Here is a 21,206-nt window from a genome sequence, read left to right as displayed (position 1 = left end):
AAACGGGCTTTTTCTTTTTGAAACGAGATACACGATGGACTCCTTCGATTTCGATACCCTGGCGGTGCGCGCGGGCACGCAGCGCTCCGAGTTCGGTGAGCATTCCGAGGCGCTGTACCTGACCTCGAGCTTCGTCTTCAAGAGCGCGGCCGAGGCTGCCGAGCGCTTCGCGCACTCGGAAGAGGGCTTCACCTATTCGCGCTTCACCAACCCGACGGTGTCGATGTTCCAGGACCGTCTGGCGGCACTGGAAGGCGGCGAGGCCTGTATGGCCACCGCTTCGGGCATGGCGGCGATTGTCTCGGTCGTGATGACGGCGCTGTCGGCCGGTGATCACCTTGTCAGCTCGCAAAGCATCTTCGGCTCCACGCTGAACGTGTTCTCGACGATCTTCAGCCGTTTCGGCGTGGAGACGACCTTCGTCGATCCGACCGATCTCGACGCCTGGCGCGCCGCGATCAAGCCGAACACGAAGATGTTCTTCCTCGAAACCCCGTCGAACCCGCTCACCGACATCGCCGACATTGCCGCCATCGGCAAGATCGCGAAGGAAGCGAACGCCTTGTTCGTCGTCGACAACTGTTTCTGTACGCCGGCGTTGCAGCGTCCGATCGAATACGGTGCGGATGTGGTCGTGCACTCGGCCACCAAGTATCTCGACGGTCAGGGCCGTGTGCTCGGTGGTGCCATCGTGGGCACGAAAGACTTCATCATGGGCAAGGTCTTCCCGTTCGTGCGCAGCGCGGGCCCGACGCTCTCGGCGTTTAACGCATGGGTGATTCTGAAGGGCATGGAAACGCTGTCGCTGCGCATGGAGCGGCAATCGGCCAGCGCGCTGACTGTGGCGCAATGGCTGGAGCAGCAACCGCAAGTCGCACGCGTGTTCTACCCGGGCCTGCCGTCGCACCCGCAATACGAACTGGCGCAGCGTCAGCAGAAGGCGGGCGGTGCGATCGTCGCGTTTGAACTGAAGGGCGCCACGCCGGCCGAACAACGCGAAAACGCCTGGCGTGTAATCGACAACACGCGTGTGCTGTCGATTACCGGCAACTTGGGCGATACGCGCACGACCATCACGCACCCGGCCAGCACCACGCACGGCCGTATCACGCCGGAAGCGCGCGCTGCCGCGGGGATTACGGAAGGGCTGATTCGTCTGGCGGTGGGGCTTGAGTCGCCCGCTGACATTCAGGCCGATCTGTCGCGCGGCTTTGCGCCGAACGCGCAATAAGCGGAGCGCAGCGGACATGAGTCGATTCTGGAGCGCGGGCGTTGCCGATTTGACGCCCTACGTGCCCGGTGAGCAGCCGCAGATGCAGCGGCTCATCAAGCTCAACACCAATGAGAACCCGTACGGCCCGTCGCCGCGCGTGCTCGCCGCCATTCGCGACGCGCTCGGCAGCGATGCCGAGGCGCTGAAGCTGTATCCGGACCCGGACGCGCGCCGTTTCAAGCAGGCGATTGCAACGCGTTTCGGTCTGGAAGTTGCCAACGTGCACGTGGGCAACGGTTCGGACGAAGTGCTGGCCAACGTGTTTCAGGGGCTGCTCAAGCACGACAAACCGATTCTCTACCCGGACATCACGTACAGCTTCTATCCCGTGTATTGCGGGCTGTATGGCGTCGCATTCGACACCGTGCCGCTGTCCGACACGTTCGAGATTCGCGCAGAGGATTACCGCAGGCCGAACGGCGGCATCATCTTCCCGAATCCGAACGCACCGACGGGCCGTGCGATCGCCTTGGGCGAGATCGAGCGCGTGCTGGCGGATAACGCGGGCTCGGTGGTCGTGATCGATGAGGCGTATATCGACTTTGGCGGCGAGACGGCGGCGGGGTTGATTGCGAAGTATCCGAATCTGCTGGTGGTGCAAACGCTGTCGAAGTCGCGCTCGCTGGCGGGGTTGCGGCTTGGCTTCGCCATTGGACATCCGGACCTGATCGAAGCACTGGAGCGTGTGAAGAACAGCTTCAACTCGTATCCGCTCGACCGGCTGGCACAAGCGGCCGGTGTGGCGGCGATCGAAGACGAGGCGTACTTCGAGCAGACGCGTCAGGCGGTGATCGCGAGCCGTGAGGCGCTGGTCGAACGCATGACGGCGCTGGGCTTTGAAGTATTGCCGTCGAAGGCGAACTTCGTGTTCGCGCGTCATCCGTTGCACGATGCCGCGCAACTGGCGGCCGCGCTGCGTGAGCGCGCGATCATCGTGCGCCACTTCAAGAACGCACGCGTGGCGCAGTTCCTGCGTATTACGGTGGGCACCGACGCAGAGTGCGAGACCTTCACGGACGCATTGAAGGAAGTTCTGGCGGGCTGATTCGCCAGAGAGTGGACGGAAACGTCAGCGCTCGAAGGGCCGGTATTCGGTGGCGCATCATGCGTCGCACGGGGTGCCGGCCCTTTTTGCTTTGGGTTCTGGCAAGGCGGCATGTACGCCGTTACGATGGCGGGAATTCGATCAGAGAGATGCCCATGAAGACGACATACCTGCCACGCGCCGGTTGGTACGGTGCTTTGCTGCTCCTTGCCGGGGTGTTCTGGCTGGTTGGCTGGTCGAGGGTGATGGGAAGTTATTTCCCGGCGCTGTTCAGCTACTTCGCGTGTTCGATCTTCATGGTGGTGTTCCCGAGCTGGTTCTACGGCTCGCGCCGACAGCCGCGTACGACATTCGGTGTCAAAACTCTGCACTTTTGGCGTGGTGCGATCGTTCTGGGGTTAGGCGGAACGGTCGCATGCCTGCTCGCACGAAGCGCGCTTGGCGCCCAGTTCGGTATGTTTCTGACGCTATGGGCGGTGGATTGCTTGCTGAGCGTCAGAGAGGTCGGATTCCGTCCCGATGCGCAGACATCGAGCTAGCGGCTTACAGCAAGTAGCGGCTGAGTCGCACGCCGGTCAGTGCGCCAAGCACCCGCGAAGACAACAGCAACTTGCCGTCCGCTTGCAGCATCGGTGTCCCCTTGGCCATCAGCGAGCCCGGAGGCGGATCCGAGATGACCAGGCCGTCATTGCCGAATGTCGGGTCACGAGACCCGTCGGCCAAACGTCGTTCAAGCGTGGTCTTGCTCACACCGCCGGTATAGCCCGCCCAGATGAACTTTCCGTCAGGTTGGAGCAGGAACGCGCCTGCAACATTGCCCTCGTTACCAATCGGCGTCATGAGGAGTTTGCCGTCGTTGAAGGTCATGTCCGTCGCCCCGTCTGTCTCAAGACGCGTTATCCAGGTCGTCTGCGGACGCTCCGGCGGGCTGGCCAGTCCGAGCACGAGGATCTTTCCGTCTGACCGTGTCGCGAGTGCGACGGCTTGCCAAAAGGTTGAGCCGGGATACTGCTCCGGATAATCGAAAAAACGATACCCGTCGTCACCAAACGTCGGAACGGGTTTGCCTCTGTCGTCGTACCGGGATACCTGCGGTTGCAGGTGGACGGGCGCATCGTACGTTGCAGTTCCCCACAACATCAACGTGCCGTCACTCTGGGGCAAAATGCCGAGAAGATGCGCTTGCGGGGGAACATCCGAGGAAATGCCGACCACGCCAAACGAGGGGTCGAGTGTGCCATCCGAAGCGAGGCGGACGAGGGCACTGCGGCCTGAGCCGCGCATACACAGGACGATGCGACCGTCTTGCTGGACACTGAAACCGAAAATTTCGTTGCTATAGGGATTGTCCAGAATGACCATCGTGAATCCGGCGTTGCCGAACCCGGTGTCAAGCTGACCGTCCTCATGCAGCCGCGCGACCAACAACTGGTAGCGGCTTTCTTCCGGAAAATTCAGATTGCCTGACACGATGATCTTGCCGTCGGACTGGAACGAGCATCCGAGCACGCTGAAATTAATTGCCTCCGCGTGAGGAAAATGGATTGCTTTTCCCTCGGCGCCAAAGAGTGGATCAGGTGTGCCGTCGGGTAGGTGACGAAAGACGCGAATGCCGACGCTATCCAAGATGCCCTCGACCGTCACGATTTTTTGATCCGGACGCAGCGCGGAAGTCCCCAGACCACCCGGTATGTCGGAATGCCCGCGGTTGCCAAATGACGGGTCGAGATCGCCCGCGCGTAAAGTCTGGTTCATGACGATTACCTCGTTGCTCGTGAGGGCAGTCACATCGCATCTACGGCATCAGCGATACCGGGGCGGCGACTGCAAGTCGGTCGTAGCGTTGCCACCGACACACCGGCTCGCTACCACTCTTGGCTCACAACGTGTGCGCAGCAACTGTCAACGTTGACAGGTAGCGTCATGGCAAACATTCACGGATACCCCTGCTTTTCGACGCGTCGACGCGTCCGGCGAGACTACGCTATGCTTGCGGGATTCCCCCATGAAGTCATCGGAGACGTCGAATGTCGCATCAAGTCGAATTGTTTATCAATGGGCAGTGGAAAGCGGGCGCAGAAGGCCTGACGCTGCCGATCGAAAACCCGGCCACCGGTGAAACCATCGGCACCGTGGCCCGCGCCACGCAACCGGATCTGGACGCCGCCCTTGCCGCCGCCGAAGCCGGTTTCGCCAAGTGGCGCGAAGTCGCCCCGTTCGAGCGCGCCAAGCTCATGCGCAAAGCCGCCGGCCTGCTGCGCGAACGCGTGGGTGATATCGCCCGCCAGATGACGCTGGAGCAGGGCAAGCCGGTCGGCGAAGCCAAGGGTGAAGTGCTCTCCGCCGCCGACATCATTGAATTCTTCGCAGAAGAAGGCAAACGCGCTTACGGCCGTCTCGTCCCGTCGCGCGTGCCGAATGTCACGCAATTGGTGATCCCGACGCCGGTCGGCGCCGTCGCTGCCTTCACGCCGTGGAACTTCCCGGTCAATCAGGTCGTGCGCAAAGTCTCCGCTGCGCTGGCCGCTGGTTGCTCGGTGATCGTCAAGGCACCGGAAGAAACCCCGGCATCGCCCGCTGCACTGATTCGCGCCTTCGCCGACGCCGGTCTGCCCGATGGTGTGCTGAACCTCGTGTACGGCGTGCCGGCCGAAATCTCGTCGTATCTGATCCCGCACCCGACCATCCGCAAGGTCTCGTTCACGGGCTCCACGCCGGTGGGCAAGCAACTGGCCGCCATGGCCGGTCTGCACATGAAGCGCGTGACGATGGAGCTCGGCGGCCATGCCCCGGCACTGATCTTCAACGACGCCGACATCGCCGCTGCCGTGCGCAACCTCGCTGGCGGCAAGTTCCGCAACGCCGGTCAGGTCTGTATCGCGCCGACGCGCTTCATCGTGCAGCGCGGTGTGTACGACCAGTTCGTCGCAGCCTTCGTTAAGGCGGCCGAAGCCGTGCGCGTGGGTAACGGTCTGGACCCGGAAACGACGATGGGCCCGCTCGTGAACGGCAAGCGCTTCGAAGCCATCAGCGCCATCGTCGATGACGCGGTGGCTCACGGTGCCGAACTGAAAACCGGTGGCAAGCGTGCCGCCGACGGTGGTCACTTCTACGCCCCGACGGTGCTGTGCAACGTGCCGCTCACGGCAAAGATCATGCACGAAGAGCCGTTCGGCCCGGTGGCGATCATCAACCCGTTCGATACGGAAGAAGAAGCCATCGCCGAAGCCAACCGTCTGCCGTATGGTCTGGCCGCGTACGCCTACACCACGTCGGCGGGCACGGCGCAGCGCCTGTCCACGCGCGTGGAAAGCGGCATGCTGACGATCAACCATTCGGGCCTTGCGCTGCCGGAAGTGCCGTTCGGCGGCGTGAAGGACAGCGGCTACGGTTCGGAAGGCGGCCCGGAAGCTCTCGAAGCGTACCTGCAACCGAAGTTCGTTACGCGTCTCGACGTCTGAGCATCAGATCCTCTGATCGTGTGATATCGAACGCCCGGTAGCAAAAAAAGCCGATGCAGGCGACTGCGTCGGCTTTTTTCATTTCAGCGTCAATGCAGCGTCAACGCGCGTGATGCTTCAGGCCGGTTTGGCGGCATCCAGCGACGCCGCTTCGATGGCGGACAGTCGCGAGGCCGGTGAAAACACGATGATGCCGAGTTGCACCGCGAACCCGGCCGCCATGGCGGCCAGGCAATACCGCGTGCCCAGTGTCGCCGCCAGCCATGCGCCGAGAAACGCCCCGAACGGACGTGCTCCGGCCGTAGCGGTCATCGTCACCGCCGACACGCGGGCGATCAACCCGCCCGGTGTCACGACCTGACGCAGCGATGTTGTGGAGATGGTCCAGACGATCGGGCCGAAACCGAACAGAAAGAACGCGGCGAATACCACGGCATAGGCCGCCACGCCGCCCGACATCTGCCACGTCGCCACCATCAGCAACGACGCGAGGGCAGCGCAGGCGGGCCCCAGCACGATCTGCCGGCCGAACGAGAGCCGCTTCGCCACGCGCCGGTAGCCGAACGCGCCACACACCATCCCGAACCCGTAGACACCCAACGCAATGCCGACTGCCTGCGCCGAGAACGCCAGCGCGTGGATGGCGTAGTACGCGAAGATGGCGAGCAGCAGATACCACGAGGTATTGAAGACGAACGCCGTCGCCACGATGGGCCGCAGATAAGGGCTGCGCGCGATGAAGCGCACGCCCTCGGCAAGTTCATGCACGAAATGGCGGCGGGATGCCACGCGAGGGGCTTCGGCAGGCAAGCGCGTCAGGCAATAGACGCTCGCGAGCGAGAGCACGAACGCGGCGGCAAACGCGAGCGTGCCCGATGCCCATCCCGCCAAAAGGCCGCCCAATGCCGGGCCCGCCGTGAACGCAATACTGCGCGCAATCTCAAGCCGCCGGTTGGCCGTGAGCAGATCTGCCGGATCGACGAGCGCAGCGACCAGCGACGGCGCGGCGGCACCGAAGACGACCGTGCCCGTGGCCATCGCAAAGCCGAGCATGCCCAACGCGGGCAGTGTCAGCAGCTGCGCACGAAACAGCGCGAACAAGCCGAGCAAAGCGACGGCACGCAGCAGTTCGGTCGCGACCATGAGCGGCTTGCGCCGATAGCGATCGGCCAGCACACCGGCGGGCAGCGAGAGCAGCAGAAAGGGGAGGGTCGTGGCCGCCTGCAACGAGGCCGTCTGTTCAGCCGAGGCGCCGAGCGCGATGACGGCAACGATGGGAATGACGGCGAGCGTCATCTGTTCGCTGAACTGCGCGGCGAGATTCGCATGCGACAACGATGTCACGAGCGACGTGACGGGCGGTGCCTTCGGGCTCTGCGCCCACTCCTGTGCCATACCCATCCCCTCGAAATTGGTCAGACGAGGGGGAGTCTAGGCGGTGTGGTGCGCAGAGACGCTCCGTTTCTTGCGATTGAATTCCGGTCGATTTCCGATGGAATGGCCAGTGAATTCAGGCGGGGCGCTGCCTAGCTGTTGGGCTGAAGCCACGTGTATGCCTGCCCGTTGATACGACGCTCGCGCGGCGTGAAGGCCGGACTGAGCAGATCGTCCGAAGCGCTGTAGTAACGCGTGTCGATGTCGAGCATGCCCAGCAGCGTGTGTTCGAGCCGGTCCGTCTGGTACGGGCGCGCTTCCAGCACAGCCTGAGTCAATTGGGTCGGTACGCCGGGTTGCTGCGCGCCGTCACGTGACCACACAACCATCGGAATTTCGTAACCGGACGCGTCGGCCACCGACTGCCCGGCGTGATTGCGCGTATGGCCCACTTCCTGCGCATGGTCGGAACTGAACAGCAGACTGGCGTCGCTTTGCGCGCCTGTCGCCATCGTTTTGCGAATCAAATTGGAGACCACAAAATCGTTGTACGCGATGGCGTTGTCGTACTCATTGCGCAGGTGCCGTACCCACGTCGACCGGCCTTGTGCCGCGAGCGTGGCCATCACGGCATCGTCGGTATTGTCGAAGCGTGCGAATTCTTCGGGATAGCGCATGTCGTAGGTCGGGTGCGCCCCCAGCAGATGCACGATGATCAGCTTCTTCGGGGCTTCGCTGGCCAGCGCCGCATCAAAGGCGGGCAGCAGATTGCCGTCGACGTTGTTCTCGCCGCGTCCGTACCCCTTGTTGATGAACACCTGCTCGTCGGCGCGCTTGGCTACCAAACCTAACCAGCCGTCGTTGGGCACCTGATTCGAGATCCAGTAAGTGCGGTAGCCGGCTTCCCGGGCGAGCATCACGACATCGGGCTGGCGCGTCCACGCTTCGGGGTCGTCGAGGCTGGCCGGTGTGAGCATCTTCATGAGCGACGACATCGTTGCCGGTTCCGACGACACCACGTCGCGGAACACCGTGAGATCGCCGCGCAGCGAATCGAGCATCGGCGTGGTGTTGCGTGCGTAGCCGTAGAGCGACATGTTGTTGCGATTCAAACTCTCGCCGATCACCCAGACGACGGTGTTCTTGTCCGGCCCGTGATACTGCACGCGCCAATCCGCACGTTGCGCCATGTTGCGGTCGAGATCGCGTTGTAGTTGCGCGGCGTGATCGGCTTGCCCCTTGTAATCGAGATAGCGCATCGGCCAGTAGAGCAGCGGATTCTCCTTGGCCATCGTCGGGTTGAAGTGCAGCGCGAGGAAAACGGCCAGCAGCGCCACGACGGTCGACTTGCCGGTGCGCTGCATCGGTGCGGGCGATTGCCGGGCTTCTTCGCGTGCGAGGCGGCGCTCGCCGAACACGACGGCGCCCATCAGCACCACGAAGGCGGCACTGGCTTCGAAGACGTCGCGCCAGTTATGGCGGAAGAACTCGTTGGTTTCGGACGGATTGGTGTTGAACACTGCGTGCAGTACCAACAGGTGATTGGGGCGCATGCCGAAGTAGTCGCGCAGGAAGCCCTTGGTGGCGGCATCGAAAAAGAACACGGCGATGACGCTGAGCGTGGTGGCGCTGAACCAGACGGGCCGCGCGCGCAATAGCAGGCAAAGGCCGGCAAGGCCGGGCAGGGCGGTCGCCATGAGGGCGGCGCTCTTGCCGTATTCGTTGGCACTGATCATGCCGAGGGCCCAGAACGCTGCCAGTCCGCCCAATCCGAGGTATAGCCGATGCAATAAGGGTTTCAATCGCTGTCTCCGCCGAGCTTTTTTCGGGCCAGTTCGTGCTGTGGCCATTTGTCTTTGCGGGGTGAGAGTTCCCGCGCGGCACCGCATGGGCTGCCGAATCGGGCGTTTCGACTGCCAAGACTCGGGAAAGTGTCAGCGTTGTGCGACTTTTTTAGGCGAATGAGGGTAGTTATTAGTGTGTTGAAGTGGATTCCCACGCGATTGCGTGGGAAAAGGCACGTTCGGCGCGTTCGGCGCGTCCGGCACGTTCGGCACGTTCGGCGTTTTTCACTCGCCAAATCGGCAAGCGCCGCGACGCCTGCTCGCGCATGGAAGTTTATTGACGTAAAGCGGGCTTCAACGAAATTGCATTTCGCGGCGGCCCTCTACAATCGTGGCATTCGCTCAACCGATATTCGTGAATTCCGATGCTGCCAGACACGATGTGTGACCCGCTCAGCTCACCCGTTCCGCCGCTTGGCGGCCGCACGTTGCCCGCCGAAGTGGCGGCGCTGACGCCTGCCATCGGGGAAACGTCATGACGCGCGAGATTCTTCGTGTCGGGGCACCATCGCTGAGCCGGGTGGCAGCCGAAGTCACGGATGTCACCGATCCGGTGGTGCGCCGCGATGCCGCCGATCTGCGTGAGGCGTTGGCAGCCTTTCGCGCGGCGCATGGTTTCGGACGTGCCATCGCCGCGCCGCAAATCGATATCGACCGGCGCATGATCGCGCTTGCGGTGCCGGGTTGGCCCGGCGTGATCGTCAATCCGGAAATCGTATGGACGAGCGATGAGCGCGTCACGCTCTGGGACGACTGCATGTGTTTCCCGGACACGCTGGTGCGGGTGTCGCGTTACGCGTCGATCTCCGTGCGTTGCGTTGATCTATCGGGCGAGATGCACATGAAGGCGAAGCTGCCGCTGGCCGAGTCCGAATTGTTGCAGCACGAGATCGACCATCTCGACGGCAAGCTGTCGTTTGACCGCGCCGTGGGCGAGAACGCCATCGTGCAACGCGATGTGTTCGACGCCGATCGCGCAACGTTTGCGCGGCAAGTCGACTATTGCCCGCAGCCCTGATCCGGGATGAGGCCGCGACTCATCGGGACTAATCTCATCGGGACTAATGAAGCCGCGCGCCGTTCGGCACGGCGCGCTCTACACCAGCGAGCACGATAGCGCCGCTTTCATCGGCAAAGCCGGTGACCAGCACTTCGGACGCCACGCCCGCGATCCGCTTCGGCGCGAAGTTGCACACGCACAGCACCTGCCGGCCGATGAGCGACTCGGGCGTGTAGTGCACGGTGATTTGTGCGCTCGACGTCTTCACGCCGAGTTCTCCCAGATCGACCTCAAGCACGTATGCCGGCTTCTTTGCCTTCTCGTTCACGCGCGCGGCGATCACGGTGCCTACGCGCAATTCGATCTTTTCGAAATCCTGCCACTCGATGGTCTCGGCCATGTCCTGCTTCCTGTGCTGACGCACGGCCGTGGCCGCACGAAACAAATAGAAAGAGAGAAGCCTAGCGCGCGAAGGGTGCGCGGGGATTGTGAAAAACGGCAGGCGGTGGCTTCGGCTTGGCTTGGGGACGCCGCCGGCGTGTGCGTCGCTGCATCGCCGGTGCAGGTGTTCAGCGTGTGCCGGCGCGTTCCCGTCGCCACACGGCGGGCGTCTGGCCATAGTGCTGGCGAAACGCGTGGGTGAGGGCGCTCTGATCGTTGAAGCCAACATCGAGTGCGATCTCGGCAAGCGGGGCGTCATCCGTTGCCAGCAGCACGGCGGCGCGCGCAAGTCGTAGCCGCATCAAATGCCGATGGGGCGTCTCGCCCGTCATGGCCACGAAGCAATCGTGAAAGTGGCGCACGCTCATGCCCGCTTCGAGCGCGAGTGTCGCGGTGTCCGGCGGCGCTGCCAGATCGGCCTGAAGCCTTGCGTCGACCGTGGCCAGATCGAGCTTCGCAGTGCGCAGGGCCGGGCGCGCCGGGGCCAGCTTCGCGGTGAGCATCGCGAGCATCTCGCGCACGCCGGGATCGTCGGCGCTCAGTGCATGGCTGTCGGCGTGTGCCGAGGCAAACGCCGACACGCGGCGCACCAGCGCCAGCATTGCCGCATCGAGCGCGAAGAACGTCTCGTGATCGAACGCCCGTTCGCTCCCTGTCACCCGGGCCACCGTTGTCGGCACGTCGAGCACGACCTGCTGATTCGGCCCGTCGCCCCGGTAGTCATGCCGCACCCCCGCAGGAATCACCACGCCATTGCGCGCGCCCACGCGGCCGTATTGCGACGCGTCGCCGTCGAGCGAAATCGCCATCCGCCCCGAGTGCCCGATCACCACCTGATGGAAATCGTGCGTGTCGGTGCTGTCGGTCGGGCGGTATTCGCGAAGTTCAAGGATTGCCTTGGGCATAAGGCATGAGAAGTGCATGACTACAGGTTATGAAAAAACGCGCAAAGCTTTCCCGGATTCATTGGTTCGGGCGCGCGGGGCGCATCGCTACACTGGTTCTCCAGTGGTCGGGGCGATCCGGCCGGCATCGGCGTGAAGACGCCGGTGTGCTTCGAATCCTCAGGGTGTGTGGCGCGTCGGACTACGCTGGCACCCGTCTTTGGCAGGGAAGTATGACATACGCCGTCACGATCTCCGGCAGCCCGTCGGCCGCCTCGCGCAGTGCGCGTTTGCTGCGTTTTATCGAATCCGATCTGACCGCCGCCGGCATCGCCGTGCGTCGCATCGACATTCGCGCGCTCTCGCCTGCCGCGCTGCTCGCGGCTGATACCACCCACGACGATCTGCGCCATGCGCTCGCCCAAGTGGCCGGCGCGCAAGCGGTGATCGTCGCCACGCCCGTCTACAAGGCAGCGTATAGCGGTTTGCTCAAGGCCTTCCTCGACGTGTTGCCGCAAGACGGCCTGGCCGGCAAGCTCGTGGCCCCGTTTGCCACGGGTGGCAGCCCCGCGCATCTGCTCGCGCTCGACTACGCGCTCAAGCCGGTGCTCTCCGCGCTGGGCGCACAACACATTCTTCGCGGCGTGTTCGCCGTCGATCAGCAAGTGCCGAAAGAAGAGGGCGCAACGCTTGATGCGGCCGTTGCCGAACGCCTCGGCGCGACCGTCGACCAGCTCTCGCAATGGCTGCATGAGCGCGAAGTGATTCGCCAGTGGCCCGCGCACCAGGCACGTGCCGGTGCGTTGCAAGCCACGCTCGCCGCCTGATCCGGAGTCCGTGATGAAAGTCTTCTGGTTCATTCCGACACACGGCGATGCGCGTTATCTGGGCACGTCCGATGGCGGGCGTGTGTTCGATTTCGACTACGCGCGCCAGATCGCCAGCGCCGTCGATTCGCTGGGTTACGAGGGCGTGCTGCTGCCCACGGGCCGCTCGTGCGAAGACGCCTGGGTGACCGCGTCGAGCCTGATCGGATCAACGAAGCAGTTGAAGTTTCTCGTGGCGATTCGCCCGGGCATTGCTTCGCCCGCACTCACGGCACGCATGGCATCCACGTTCGATCGCTTGTCGGGTGGCCGCCTGCTGATCAACGTGGTGACCGGTGGCGACGCCGGTGAGCTGGAAGGCGACGGCTTCTTCGCCGATCACGCGCAACGTTACGAAGTGACCGACGAGTTTCTGAAAATCTGGCGCGAGCTGGGTGAGAAGTCGCACACGGGCGAGGCCGTCAATTTCGATGGCAAGCATCTGCGTGCTGTGGACGCGAAGCTGCTGTATCCGCCGGTGCAGAAACCGCACCCGCCGCTATATTTCGGTGGCTCGTCGGAAGCGGCGCGCCAGATCGCGGCCGAACAACTCGACGTCTACCTTACGTGGGGCGAACCGCTCGCCGATGTGGCCGAAAAGATCGCCGACGTGCGGGCCCGTGCCGCCAAGCTGGGGCGCACGCTGCGCTTCGGGCTGCGCCTGCATGTGATCGTGCGCGAGACAGAAGACGAAGCGTGGCGTGCCGCCGATTCGCTCATCAGCAAGCTCGACGACGCGACCATCGCGCGCGTGCAGACGCAGTTTGCCAAGATGGATTCGGAAGGCCAGCGCCGCATGGCGGCACTGCACGGCGGACGCCGCGACAAGCTGGTGATCGCCCCGAATTTGTGGGCTGGCGTCGGGCTCGTGCGCGGTGGCGCGGGCACGGCACTCGTGGGCGACGGACCGACCGTCGCGGAGCGCCTGCGCGAGTACGCCGACCTGGGCATCGACACCTTCATTCTGTCGGGTTACCCGCATCTGGAAGAAGCGTATCGCTTCGCAGAACTGGTGTTCCCGCACCTGCCGCTCGACGTGCGCGAGCGTCTGGGCAATACCCAACTTGGCGGCCCGGTCGGCGAAGTGATGGCCAACAACATCTTGCCGCAGGCCTCGCAAAGCTGATTTGGCCAACCCGGCCCGTGGAGAAATTCGTATGACCCAATCAACACTCGCTCCCGCCGCGACGCCGGTGGGTGCGTCCGGCGCCGCGTCGGGCACGTGGCAGCGCGTCTGGCGTGTTGCCGCACGACGGCTCGCACCGTGGCTCGTTCCCATCGTGCTCGTGACCGTCTGGCAGATTGCCGCCGAAGCGGGCTGGCTCTCGACGCGTGTCTTGCCCGCGCCGTCTGCTGTGGTCGATGCCGCGTGGCAACTCGCGGTGAGCGGCCAGATCTGGCGCGACATCGGTGTGTCGACCGGCCGTGCCGTGCTCGGCTTTGTAATCGGCGGTGGTCTCGGCCTGTTGCTCGGCATGCTCACGGGCCTGTCGCGGTTCGCCGAGACGGCGCTCGATTCGTCGTTCCAGATGCTGCGCAACATCCCGCATCTGGCGCTCATTCCGCTGGTGATTCTGTGGTTCGGTATCGACGAGAAAGCCAAGCTGTTTCTCGTCTCGATCGGTGTGTTCTTCCCGATGTATCTGAACACGTATGCCGGTATTCGCGCCGTCGACGGCCAACTCGTCGAGATGGCTCGCAGCTACGGCTTGCGTGGCTGGGCGCTGTATCGCGATGTGATTCTGCCGGGCGCGCTGCCGTCGATTCTGGTGGGTGTGCGCTTCTCGCTAGGCCTGATGTGGGTGACGCTGATCGTGGCGGAAACCATCTCGGCGCAGTCGGGCATCGGCTATCTGACGATGAATGCCCGCGAGTTCTTGCAGACCGACATTGTGCTGGTGGGCATTCTGCTCTACGCGCTGCTGGGCAAGCTGGCCGATGTGCTGGCCAAGGAACTGGAGTTTCGCTGGTTGCGCTGGCACCCGGCCTTTCAACGAGGAACCGCCGCATGAGCGCACAACAACTGGCCCCCGTCGCAGGCGTGGATATCGAATCCGAATGGACCGCCGAACAACGCGCCACCACGTCAGCCACACCCGCCAACGGCAATACCAACGGCAATACCGGCGCGAATCTCAAAGTCGTGCGTCAGACGAATGACGTCGCGGCCTCTGCCGGGTTGCGCATCGATGGCGTGAACAAACACTACGGCGCACGCGCCGTATTGACGGACTTCTCGCTGGCGATTCCGCGCGGCGGCTTTGCCGCCATCGTGGGACGCAGCGGCTGCGGCAAGTCGACGCTGCTGCGCCTGATCGCCGGGCTGGAAGCGGCCGACGCGGGCACCATCGCCCTCGATGGTCATGCGCTGGGCACCACGTCGAGCAAGGTGTCGACGCGCATCATGTTTCAGGACGCGCGGCTGTTGCCGTGGCGTACGGTGCTGCAAAACGTCGCCATCGGGTTGCCGAAGTCGGCGCATCCGCAGGCATTGGAAGTGTTGCGCGAAGTCGGCCTCGCCGAGCGCGCCAACGACTGGCCGAGTCAACTCTCCGGCGGTCAGCGTCAACGTGTAGCGCTGGCACGTGCACTCGTGCATCAACCCGATTTGCTGCTGCTCGATGAGCCGCTCGGTGCGCTCGACGCCCTCACGCGGATCGAAATGCACGCCCTGATCGAACGCTTGTGGCGCGCCCACGGTTTCACGGCGTTGCTCGTCACGCACGATGTGCAGGAGGCCGTCGCACTGGCCGATCGCGTGGTGCTGATCGAGCAGGGCCAGTTGGGGCTCGATCAACCCGTGACGCTGGCGCGTCCACGCGCACGCGGCAGTGTCGATTTCGCACAACTCGAAGCGCAGGTGCTCGACCGCGTGCTGCAAACCGAATCGAGCGGCACGCCGGTGGCGGCCGCACCCGAACCCAGTTGGCCCGCCGCGACGGTGCGCTGGGCTGTCTGACCCGTCACATTCATCCTTCGCCGTCTTTTTATCCGACTGACGTTCATCCGACCGTCTTTTATCCGAATCACTGAACGCAGGAGTTCATCATGGGTATCACCGCCATCAACGTCCGTAACCAGTTCAAAGGCCGCATTCGCGAAATTCTGCGCGGCCCGGTGCTCTCCGAGGTCGACGTCGAAACGCCGAGCGGTATCGTCACCTCGGTCATCACCACGCGCTCCATCGACGAGTTGCGTCTGGACGTCGGCTCCGAAGTCGTGGCCCTCGTGAAGGCCACCGAAGTGTCGCTCGCCAAGCTCTGAGCCGGCGTTTTCCGCGATTCCAGCGTTTTGGAGATGGCTTGCCGGGTGAAGTCCGATGCCGGTACGGGGAAATTCCGAACCCCGGCTCGGACTGTGCCGCGAATGCACGCACTCGGCTGATATAATGACGGCTTCCGAATGTCGGCGACCCGCCTGCGCGAGACTTTCCGCCGCGGGCGTTTTTATTTGTTGCCGACGCGATGCACCGAAGCCAAACCATGACCACTGTCCGCACCCGATTTGCGCCTAGCCCGACCGGATTCATCCATCTGGGCAACATCCGTTCCGCTCTCTACCCGTGGGCGTTTGCGCGTCACAACCACGGTGTTTTCGTGCTGCGTATCGAAGACACCGATCTCGAACGCTCCACGCCGGAAGCCGTGCAGGTCATTCTCGAAGGCATGGAATGGCTGGGCCTCGATTACGACGAGGGCCCGTTCTATCAGATGGAGCGCATGGATCGCTATCGCGAAGTGCTGCAACAGATGAAGGACGCCGGTTACGTCTACCCGTGCTACATGAGCGTGGAAGAGCTCGACGCATTGCGCGAGCAGCAGCGCGAGCGCGGCGAAAAGCCGCGTTACGACGGCCGCTGGCGCCCGGAACCGGGCAAGGTCTTGCCTGAGCCGCCGGCCGGCGTGCAGCCGGTGCTGCGCTTCAAGAACCCGCTCGCGGGCAGCGTGGTCTGGGAAGACGCCGTCAAGGGCCGCATCGAAATCTCGAACGAAGAGCTCGACGATCTCGTGATTGCCCGCCCCGATGGCACGCCGACGTATAACTTCTGCGTGGTCGTCGACGACATCGACATGGACATTACGCACGTGATTCGCGGTGACGATCACGTGAACAACACGCCGCGTCAGATCAACATCTTCGAAGCGCTCGGCAAGCAGCCGCCGATCTACGCTCACTTGCCCACGGTGCTCAATGACCAGGGCGAGAAGATGTCCAAGCGCAACGGCGCCATGAGCGTGGTGCAGTACCGCGAAGAAGGTTTCCTGCCCGAGGCGGTGGTGAACTATCTGGCGCGTCTGGGCTGGGCGCATGGCGACGCGGAAGTGTTCTCGCGCGACCAGTTCGTGGAGTGGTTCGATCTCGATCACCTGGGCAAGTCGCCGGCACAGCACAATCCGGAAAAGCTGCTGTGGCTGAACAATCAATATCTGAAGCAGGCCGATAACGAGCGTCTGGCCGGTCTGACCGTGCCGTTCCTCGAAAAGGCGGGCGTGTCGATCGACGGCGGTCCGTCGCTGGCGGGCGTGGTGGGGCTGTTCAAGGATCGCGCCAACACGATCAAGGACATCGCCGCGAGTGCCGAGATGTTCTATCGCCAGCCGCAACCGTCCGGCGAAGATGTCGCACAGCATCTGACCGACACCGCACGCGCTGCGGTGAAGGATCTGGCGGCCGGTCTCGCCGCCTTGCCGGAGTGGAAGAAAGAAGCCATTTCGCCGGTGTTCAAGGCCACACTCGCGCAGCACGGCATGAAGATGCCACAACTGGCGATGCCGGTGCGCCTGCTCGTCGTGGGCACCACGCACACGCCGGCCATCGACGCCGTGCTCGAACTGCTGGGCCGCGATACGGTGCTGGCACGTCTGGCGGCGTAACCGACGCGGCAAGCCTCACTAGCATCAAGACGTCACAAAAAACCCCGGGATGCCTTGGCATCGCCGGGGTTTTTTGTGACTGTGGCACCCCTCCCGAGGGATGGCTGCCGTCGCCGGGAAACTTACGCTTGCGGCTTGGCTTCCAGCGTGACGGTGCTGGTCTTGGCCGGGGCCGGTGTGCGCTTGGTGCGCGAATAGCCTTCAAGCACCTTGACCATTTGCGCGTAGATCTTCGGGTTGGCGGCGAGCACTTCGCCTTCGAACAGGAAGTCCGATTCGCCCGTGTAGTTGCCCACGAGACCACCGGCTTCGGTCACCAGCAGGCTGCCGGCGGCCATATCCCACGGGTTCAGACCTTGCTCGAAGAAACCGTCCATGCGGCCGGCGGCGACATACGCCAGATCGAGTGCGGCGGCGCCCGGGCGGCGGATGCCGGCGCAATGCTCGGTCATCGTGCCAAACATCTTGAGGTAGTTTTCCACGCCTTGCAGATCGCGGAACGGGAAACCCGTGCCGATCAGGCCATCGGCCAGACGGTCGCGGCGCGACACGCGAATGCGCTTGCCGTCGATGTAGGCACCACGGCCGCGCGAGGCGGTGAACAGCTCGTTGCGCGTCGGGTCATAGATCACGGCTTGCGACACGATGCCCTTGTGGGAGAGCGCAATCGACGTGCAGTAATACGGCATGCCGTGAATGAAGTTGGTGGTGCCGTCGAGCGGATCGATGATCCATTGGAATTCGGAGCCCGCTTTGCCGTGTTCTTCGCCCGATTCTTCGGCGAGGATGGCGTGGTCCGGATAGGCTTGCAGGAGGACGTCGATGATCGCTTGCTCTGCCGCTTTGTCCACTTCCGTCACGAAGTCATTGTGCTGCTTCTTGCTGACCAGGACCTTGTCGAGGTCGAGCGACGCGCGGCTGATGATGTTGCCGGCTTTACGGGCGGCCTTCACCGCGATATTGAGCATGGGATGCTGCATGACAGATTCCTGTTAAGGCCATCGCCCGCGTCAAACACGACCCCCTCTGGGTCGGCTGGCAGGCATGGCAGACAAAGCGAACGAATTGGGCAAGAGCGATGCCCGGCAAGTGCCGCAGGTGACTTGGCGGCTCGATTGCAGGGACGAAAACGCGTATTTTAGCAAAAACCGGCCGCCTGCGCTCTGTTGTGCGCATCTTCTGACCCTTTTTCGACGCCACGCGGTCGGCGAATCAGGGCAAAATAGCGGCCTGCGCTGAATTTCATCCCGAATTTCTTCCCGAACGCCATCCCGATACCTGCCGCCTGCTCATGTCCCAGTCCGTTGCTCCCGTCCCGTCGCCGCTGTTTGATCAAGTGCGTTTCGTGCTCAACGAGACGAGCCATCCGGGCAATGTCGGCTCGGCGGCGCGTGCGATCAAGACGATGGGCTTCGGTCAGTTGGTGCTTGCAGCACCGCGTTTCGGGGCCGATGTCTTGCGCGACCCGGAAGCCATCGCCCTCGCGAGCGGCGCCGATGACGTGCTGGCCAACGCGCGCGTGGTGGCTGATCTCGACGCCGCGCTGGAGGGGGTGAGTTGGGCGGTTGCTCTGTCTGCACGCACGCGCGAATATGGCCCGCCCAATGCCGAGCCGCGTGAGAGCGCTGCGCTGGCCGTGCAGCATGCGGGGCAGGGCGAGGCGGTGGCGTTCGTGTTCGGCAGCGAACGAACGGGCTTGTCGAATACGGATGTCGAGCGATGCAATGCGCTCGTGCACATTCCCGCAAACCCGGTCTACAGCTCGCTCAATCTGTCGCAGGCCGTGCAGTTGATCGCGTATGAAGTGCGCATGGCGTGTCTGGGTGTCGAGCGCGGTGGTGCGGCGGCGAATGCGGTCGCTGCGCTGGCGGCGGGCGCTGTCAGTGCGAGTGCGAATGCCGGTGCACCGCACGATCATCTCGCCACGCGCGACGATGTGGAAGGCATGCTCGCGCATCTGGAGCGGGCGCTGGTCGATCTCGACTATCTCGATCCGGACAATCCCAAGAAACTCATGACGCGCCTGCGTCGCCTTTTCGCCAAGAGTCATCTGGAGCGCGAAGAGGTCAATATTCTGCGCGGTATCTCGAAGCACATTCTCGAGCGCAAGATCCGGCGTTGATGACTGGGCAGGGGACGTAGCGACACGGAGCAGGAAGGGCACACACGCTATGCCCTTACAGAGTATCCGGTCATTTTCCGGGCGTCTGCACGCATTGTGAAAACCCCATACAATTCTCAGTCACAAGCTTATTAGCCCTTCGCGAATATGAACCGATTGCGCGAGCGTTGCGCCGCCTCCCTGCCATATCACGTGCACTGTTAACGCACGCCCTCGCGCCACGGCGTGGCGAGGCCGGACATCTGTCGTGTCCCTCATCCCTCGTCAGTCACGCCGCTCAACGTCTGCCGGCTTCGGCCAGCACGCTTTCCGGTGAATTCGCACGATCCCGCCCCAAGACGGCAGGACGCGCACTACAGGATCGACATCAGGCTCATGTTTACCCGCCTTCGCGAAGATATTGCCGCTATCCGGCAAAAAGACCCCGCTGCCCGCAGTAACTGGGAAGTCTTCACCTGCTATCCCGGCCTGCATGCCGTGATGCTCCATCGCGTGGCGAATCGTTGCTGGACGTCCGGTTTCAAGTGGCTCGGGCGCTTCGTCTCGCATTACGCACGCTTTCTCACGGGCATTGAAATCCATCCGGGCGCGACGCTGGGCCGCCGCGTGTTCATCGATCACGGCATGGGGGTGGTGATCGGCGAGACGGCGATCATCGGCGACGATTGCACGATCTATCAGGGCGTCACGCTCGGCGGCACGTCGCTCTCGCGTGGCGCGAAGCGTCACCCGACGCTGGAGGCCGGCGTCATCGTCGGTGCTGGTGCCAAGGTGCTCGGCGGCTTTACGGTGGGTGAGGGCGCGAAGATCGGTTCGAACGCCGTGGTGGTCAAGCCGGTGCCCGCAGGCGGCACGGCGGTGGGCAATCCGGCACGCGTCATTCGTCCCGATGCCCCGCGTGAAAATGCTGAAGGCAAGCCGAACGGCAATGGCCGCAAAGCCGAGTTTTCCGCCTATGGCATCACACCGAACGCAGACGATCCGGTGTCGTTGGCCATTCACGGATTGATCGAGAACGCGACCGACCAGTCGCACAAGATCGATGTGATGGTGGCCGCGCTCAACCAGTTGGGTGCGCATCTCGAAGCGCTCGGTGCGAGCAAGATCGACACGGCCGAACTGCGCAAGCTCGGCAAGGAAATTCAGGACATGTGAGCGGGCGCGGGCGTCGATGCCACGAGATCGATCGCCCGTAGTCCGTGCGCGTCCCATTGCAGATAGCCGCCGCGTGGCGGCTCGATATCGAACTCCCAGTCGGGCAGCACCCAGCGCACACGCCGGCCTTCGGCGTGTCGCGCCGGCCGGTGCGTGTGGCCATGTACGAGCGTGCGCTCGCCGGCCGCATCGAGCAGGGTGTTGATGGCTTGCGCATTCGCATCGGCGTAGGCCATGCGATGGGCGCCTTTGGCCGCACTGCGCCGCCGGATACGATCGGCAATCGCCATGCGCACACGCAGCGGCAGCGCGAGGAAGAAGGCCTTGCCCAGCGGCGAATGCGCGACGCGCCGAAAGCGCTGATACCCCACATCGTCCGTGCACAACTGGTCGCCGTGACTGAGCACCAGCGCTTGCTCCAGAAACGAGAACACGCAGGGATCGTCGAGCATGACGGCGCCTGCCGCGCGTGCGAAGCGCTTGCCGAGCAGGAAATCACGATTGCCGCGCATGATCGCCACGGGCACGCCACTGGCGGACAGCTCGGCGATGGCGGCCGTCATGCGGCGTGCGAAGGCGCCAAGGGGCTCGGTGTCGGGGGTGCCGGTGTGTCGGGCGGGCGCATCCTTGTCAGCGCCGAGCATGTCGTCGCCGACCCAGTATTCGAACAGGTCGCCAAGGATGAAGAGGATGGACGCTTCACGCGCAGGTCCGCGCAGGAAGTCTTCGAAGACTTGCACCGTACGCGGCAGCGCCGGCGCGAGGTGAAGATCGGAAATGAAAAGCGCGGGCCCGTCGCCCCGTGGTGTCACGGGACATTGCGGGCACCGCGCAGTCGATACTGGCATCGAGTGTCGTCGGTGACGA

20 protein-coding genes are annotated in these 21,206 nt (G+C 63.6%); 13 read left to right on the top strand and 7 right to left on the bottom strand.

What is annotated here, in order from left to right:
• Positions 1-34: 34 nt before the first annotated feature.
• From CDV46_RS12690 to CDV46_RS12680, 3 genes are all read left to right on the top strand, one after another.
• Positions 35-1,231: an O-succinylhomoserine sulfhydrylase gene (locus CDV46_RS12690; protein ID WP_058379309.1), complete on the top strand. Its 1,197-nt coding sequence runs from the start codon at positions 35-37 to the stop codon at positions 1,229-1,231.
• A 16-nt stretch (positions 1,232-1,247) separates the two neighbouring features.
• On the top strand, positions 1,248-2,318 hold the full coding sequence (gene hisC / locus CDV46_RS12685; protein ID WP_087722862.1) for a histidinol-phosphate transaminase: 1,071 nt from the start codon (positions 1,248-1,250) through the stop codon (positions 2,316-2,318).
• A 155-nt stretch (positions 2,319-2,473) separates the two neighbouring features.
• Positions 2,474-2,857 carry a hypothetical protein gene (locus CDV46_RS12680; protein WP_140413353.1) on the top strand — a complete coding sequence of 128 codons (384 nt, stop codon included), beginning with the start codon at positions 2,474-2,476 and terminating at the stop codon, positions 2,855-2,857.
• Positions 2,858-2,861: 4 nt separating this feature from the next.
• On the opposite strand, the gene CDV46_RS12675 is transcribed toward CDV46_RS12680, so the two are convergent.
• Positions 2,862-4,073 carry a hypothetical protein gene (locus CDV46_RS12675; RefSeq protein WP_087722858.1) on the bottom strand — a complete coding sequence of 404 codons (1,212 nt, stop codon included), beginning with the start codon at positions 4,071-4,073 and terminating at the stop codon, positions 2,862-2,864.
• 272 nt (positions 4,074-4,345) lie between these two features.
• Between CDV46_RS12675 and CDV46_RS12670 the strand changes: the two genes are divergently transcribed.
• Positions 4,346-5,779 carry an NAD-dependent succinate-semialdehyde dehydrogenase gene (locus tag CDV46_RS12670; RefSeq protein WP_087688151.1) on the top strand — a complete coding sequence of 478 codons (1,434 nt, stop codon included), beginning with the start codon at positions 4,346-4,348 and terminating at the stop codon, positions 5,777-5,779.
• 117 nt (positions 5,780-5,896) lie between these two features.
• On the opposite strand, the gene CDV46_RS12665 is transcribed toward CDV46_RS12670, so the two are convergent.
• Both CDV46_RS12665 and CDV46_RS12660 read right to left on the bottom strand, forming a co-directional pair.
• Positions 5,897-7,174: an MFS transporter gene (locus tag CDV46_RS12665; RefSeq protein ID WP_087688150.1), complete on the bottom strand. Its 1,278-nt coding sequence runs from the start codon at positions 7,172-7,174 to the stop codon at positions 5,897-5,899.
• 131 nt (positions 7,175-7,305) lie between these two features.
• A complete protein-coding gene (locus CDV46_RS12660; protein ID WP_087722856.1) occupies positions 7,306-8,955 on the bottom strand; it encodes a phosphoethanolamine transferase in 1,650 nt (549 codons plus the stop codon).
• Positions 8,956-9,472: 517 nt separating this feature from the next.
• Here CDV46_RS12660 and CDV46_RS12655 point away from each other — a divergent pair.
• The gene (locus CDV46_RS12655) at positions 9,473-10,015 is read left to right on the top strand and encodes a peptide deformylase (RefSeq protein ID WP_087722854.1); all 543 of its coding nucleotides are present in this window, start codon (positions 9,473-9,475) and stop codon (positions 10,013-10,015) included.
• Between the two features lie 43 nt (positions 10,016-10,058).
• Here the strand turns inward: CDV46_RS12655 and CDV46_RS12650 are convergent, their stop codons facing one another.
• Together CDV46_RS12650 and CDV46_RS12645 are read right to left on the bottom strand one after the other, a co-directional pair.
• Positions 10,059-10,397: a tRNA-binding protein gene (locus tag CDV46_RS12650; RefSeq protein ID WP_087722852.1), complete on the bottom strand. Its 339-nt coding sequence runs from the start codon at positions 10,395-10,397 to the stop codon at positions 10,059-10,061.
• Positions 10,398-10,566: 169 nt separating this feature from the next.
• Positions 10,567-11,343, bottom strand: a complete 777-nt coding sequence (locus tag CDV46_RS12645) for a helix-turn-helix transcriptional regulator (protein ID WP_176399070.1) — start codon at positions 11,341-11,343, stop codon at positions 10,567-10,569.
• A gap of 212 nt (positions 11,344-11,555) precedes the next feature.
• Between CDV46_RS12645 and ssuE the strand changes: the two genes are divergently transcribed.
• The 6 genes from ssuE (at position 11,556) to gltX (ending at position 17,062) form a co-directional block, all read left to right on the top strand.
• Positions 11,556-12,149 carry an NADPH-dependent FMN reductase gene (gene ssuE, locus CDV46_RS12640; RefSeq protein WP_058379299.1) on the top strand — a complete coding sequence of 198 codons (594 nt, stop codon included), beginning with the start codon at positions 11,556-11,558 and terminating at the stop codon, positions 12,147-12,149.
• Between the two features lie 13 nt (positions 12,150-12,162).
• On the top strand, positions 12,163-13,314 hold the full coding sequence (gene ssuD, locus CDV46_RS12635; protein ID WP_087722848.1) for an FMNH2-dependent alkanesulfonate monooxygenase: 1,152 nt from the start codon (positions 12,163-12,165) through the stop codon (positions 13,312-13,314).
• A gap of 31 nt (positions 13,315-13,345) precedes the next feature.
• Positions 13,346-14,200, top strand: a complete 855-nt coding sequence (ssuC, locus tag CDV46_RS12630; RefSeq protein ID WP_087688144.1) for an aliphatic sulfonate ABC transporter permease SsuC — start codon at positions 13,346-13,348, stop codon at positions 14,198-14,200.
• Entirely contained in the window at positions 14,197-15,147 is a 951-nt protein-coding gene (locus CDV46_RS12625; RefSeq protein WP_087722847.1) for an ATP-binding cassette domain-containing protein, read from the top strand. The genes ssuC and CDV46_RS12625 overlap by 4 nt, the downstream gene beginning before the upstream one ends.
• 89 nt (positions 15,148-15,236) lie before the next feature.
• Positions 15,237-15,452 carry a TOBE domain-containing protein gene (locus tag CDV46_RS12620; RefSeq protein ID WP_010807342.1) on the top strand — a complete coding sequence of 72 codons (216 nt, stop codon included), beginning with the start codon at positions 15,237-15,239 and terminating at the stop codon, positions 15,450-15,452.
• Positions 15,453-15,670: 218 nt separating this feature from the next.
• Positions 15,671-17,062 carry a glutamate--tRNA ligase gene (gltX, locus tag CDV46_RS12615; RefSeq protein ID WP_087722845.1) on the top strand — a complete coding sequence of 464 codons (1,392 nt, stop codon included), beginning with the start codon at positions 15,671-15,673 and terminating at the stop codon, positions 17,060-17,062.
• Between the two features lie 122 nt (positions 17,063-17,184).
• On the opposite strand, the gene CDV46_RS12610 is transcribed toward gltX, so the two are convergent.
• Positions 17,185-18,042, bottom strand: coding sequence for an inositol monophosphatase family protein (locus tag CDV46_RS12610; protein ID WP_087688141.1), 858 nt, complete (start codon positions 18,040-18,042; stop codon positions 17,185-17,187).
• A 311-nt stretch (positions 18,043-18,353) separates the two neighbouring features.
• On the opposite strand from CDV46_RS12610, the gene CDV46_RS12605 reads away from it, so the two are divergent.
• A complete protein-coding gene (locus CDV46_RS12605) occupies positions 18,354-19,184 on the top strand; it encodes an RNA methyltransferase (protein ID WP_087722843.1) in 831 nt (276 codons plus the stop codon).
• Positions 19,185-19,559: 375 nt separating this feature from the next.
• Positions 19,560-20,339: a serine O-acetyltransferase gene (cysE, locus tag CDV46_RS12600; protein ID WP_058379293.1), complete on the top strand. Its 780-nt coding sequence runs from the start codon at positions 19,560-19,562 to the stop codon at positions 20,337-20,339.
• Here the strand turns inward: cysE and CDV46_RS12595 are convergent.
• Complete coding sequence (locus tag CDV46_RS12595) at positions 20,327-21,151, bottom strand: UDP-2,3-diacylglucosamine diphosphatase (RefSeq protein ID WP_087722841.1); 825 nt, start codon at positions 21,149-21,151, stop codon at positions 20,327-20,329. The genes cysE and CDV46_RS12595 overlap by 13 nt on opposite strands.
• Positions 21,152-21,206 lie beyond the last annotated feature (55 nt).

Origin of the sequence: Pandoraea sp. PE-S2T-3 (assembly GCF_002179965.1) — a bacterium.
GTDB lineage: Bacteria > Pseudomonadota > Gammaproteobacteria > Burkholderiales > Burkholderiaceae > Pandoraea.
The sequence above is the reverse complement of the archived record's forward strand: the minus strand, read 5'-3'. Positions and strand labels throughout refer to the sequence as shown.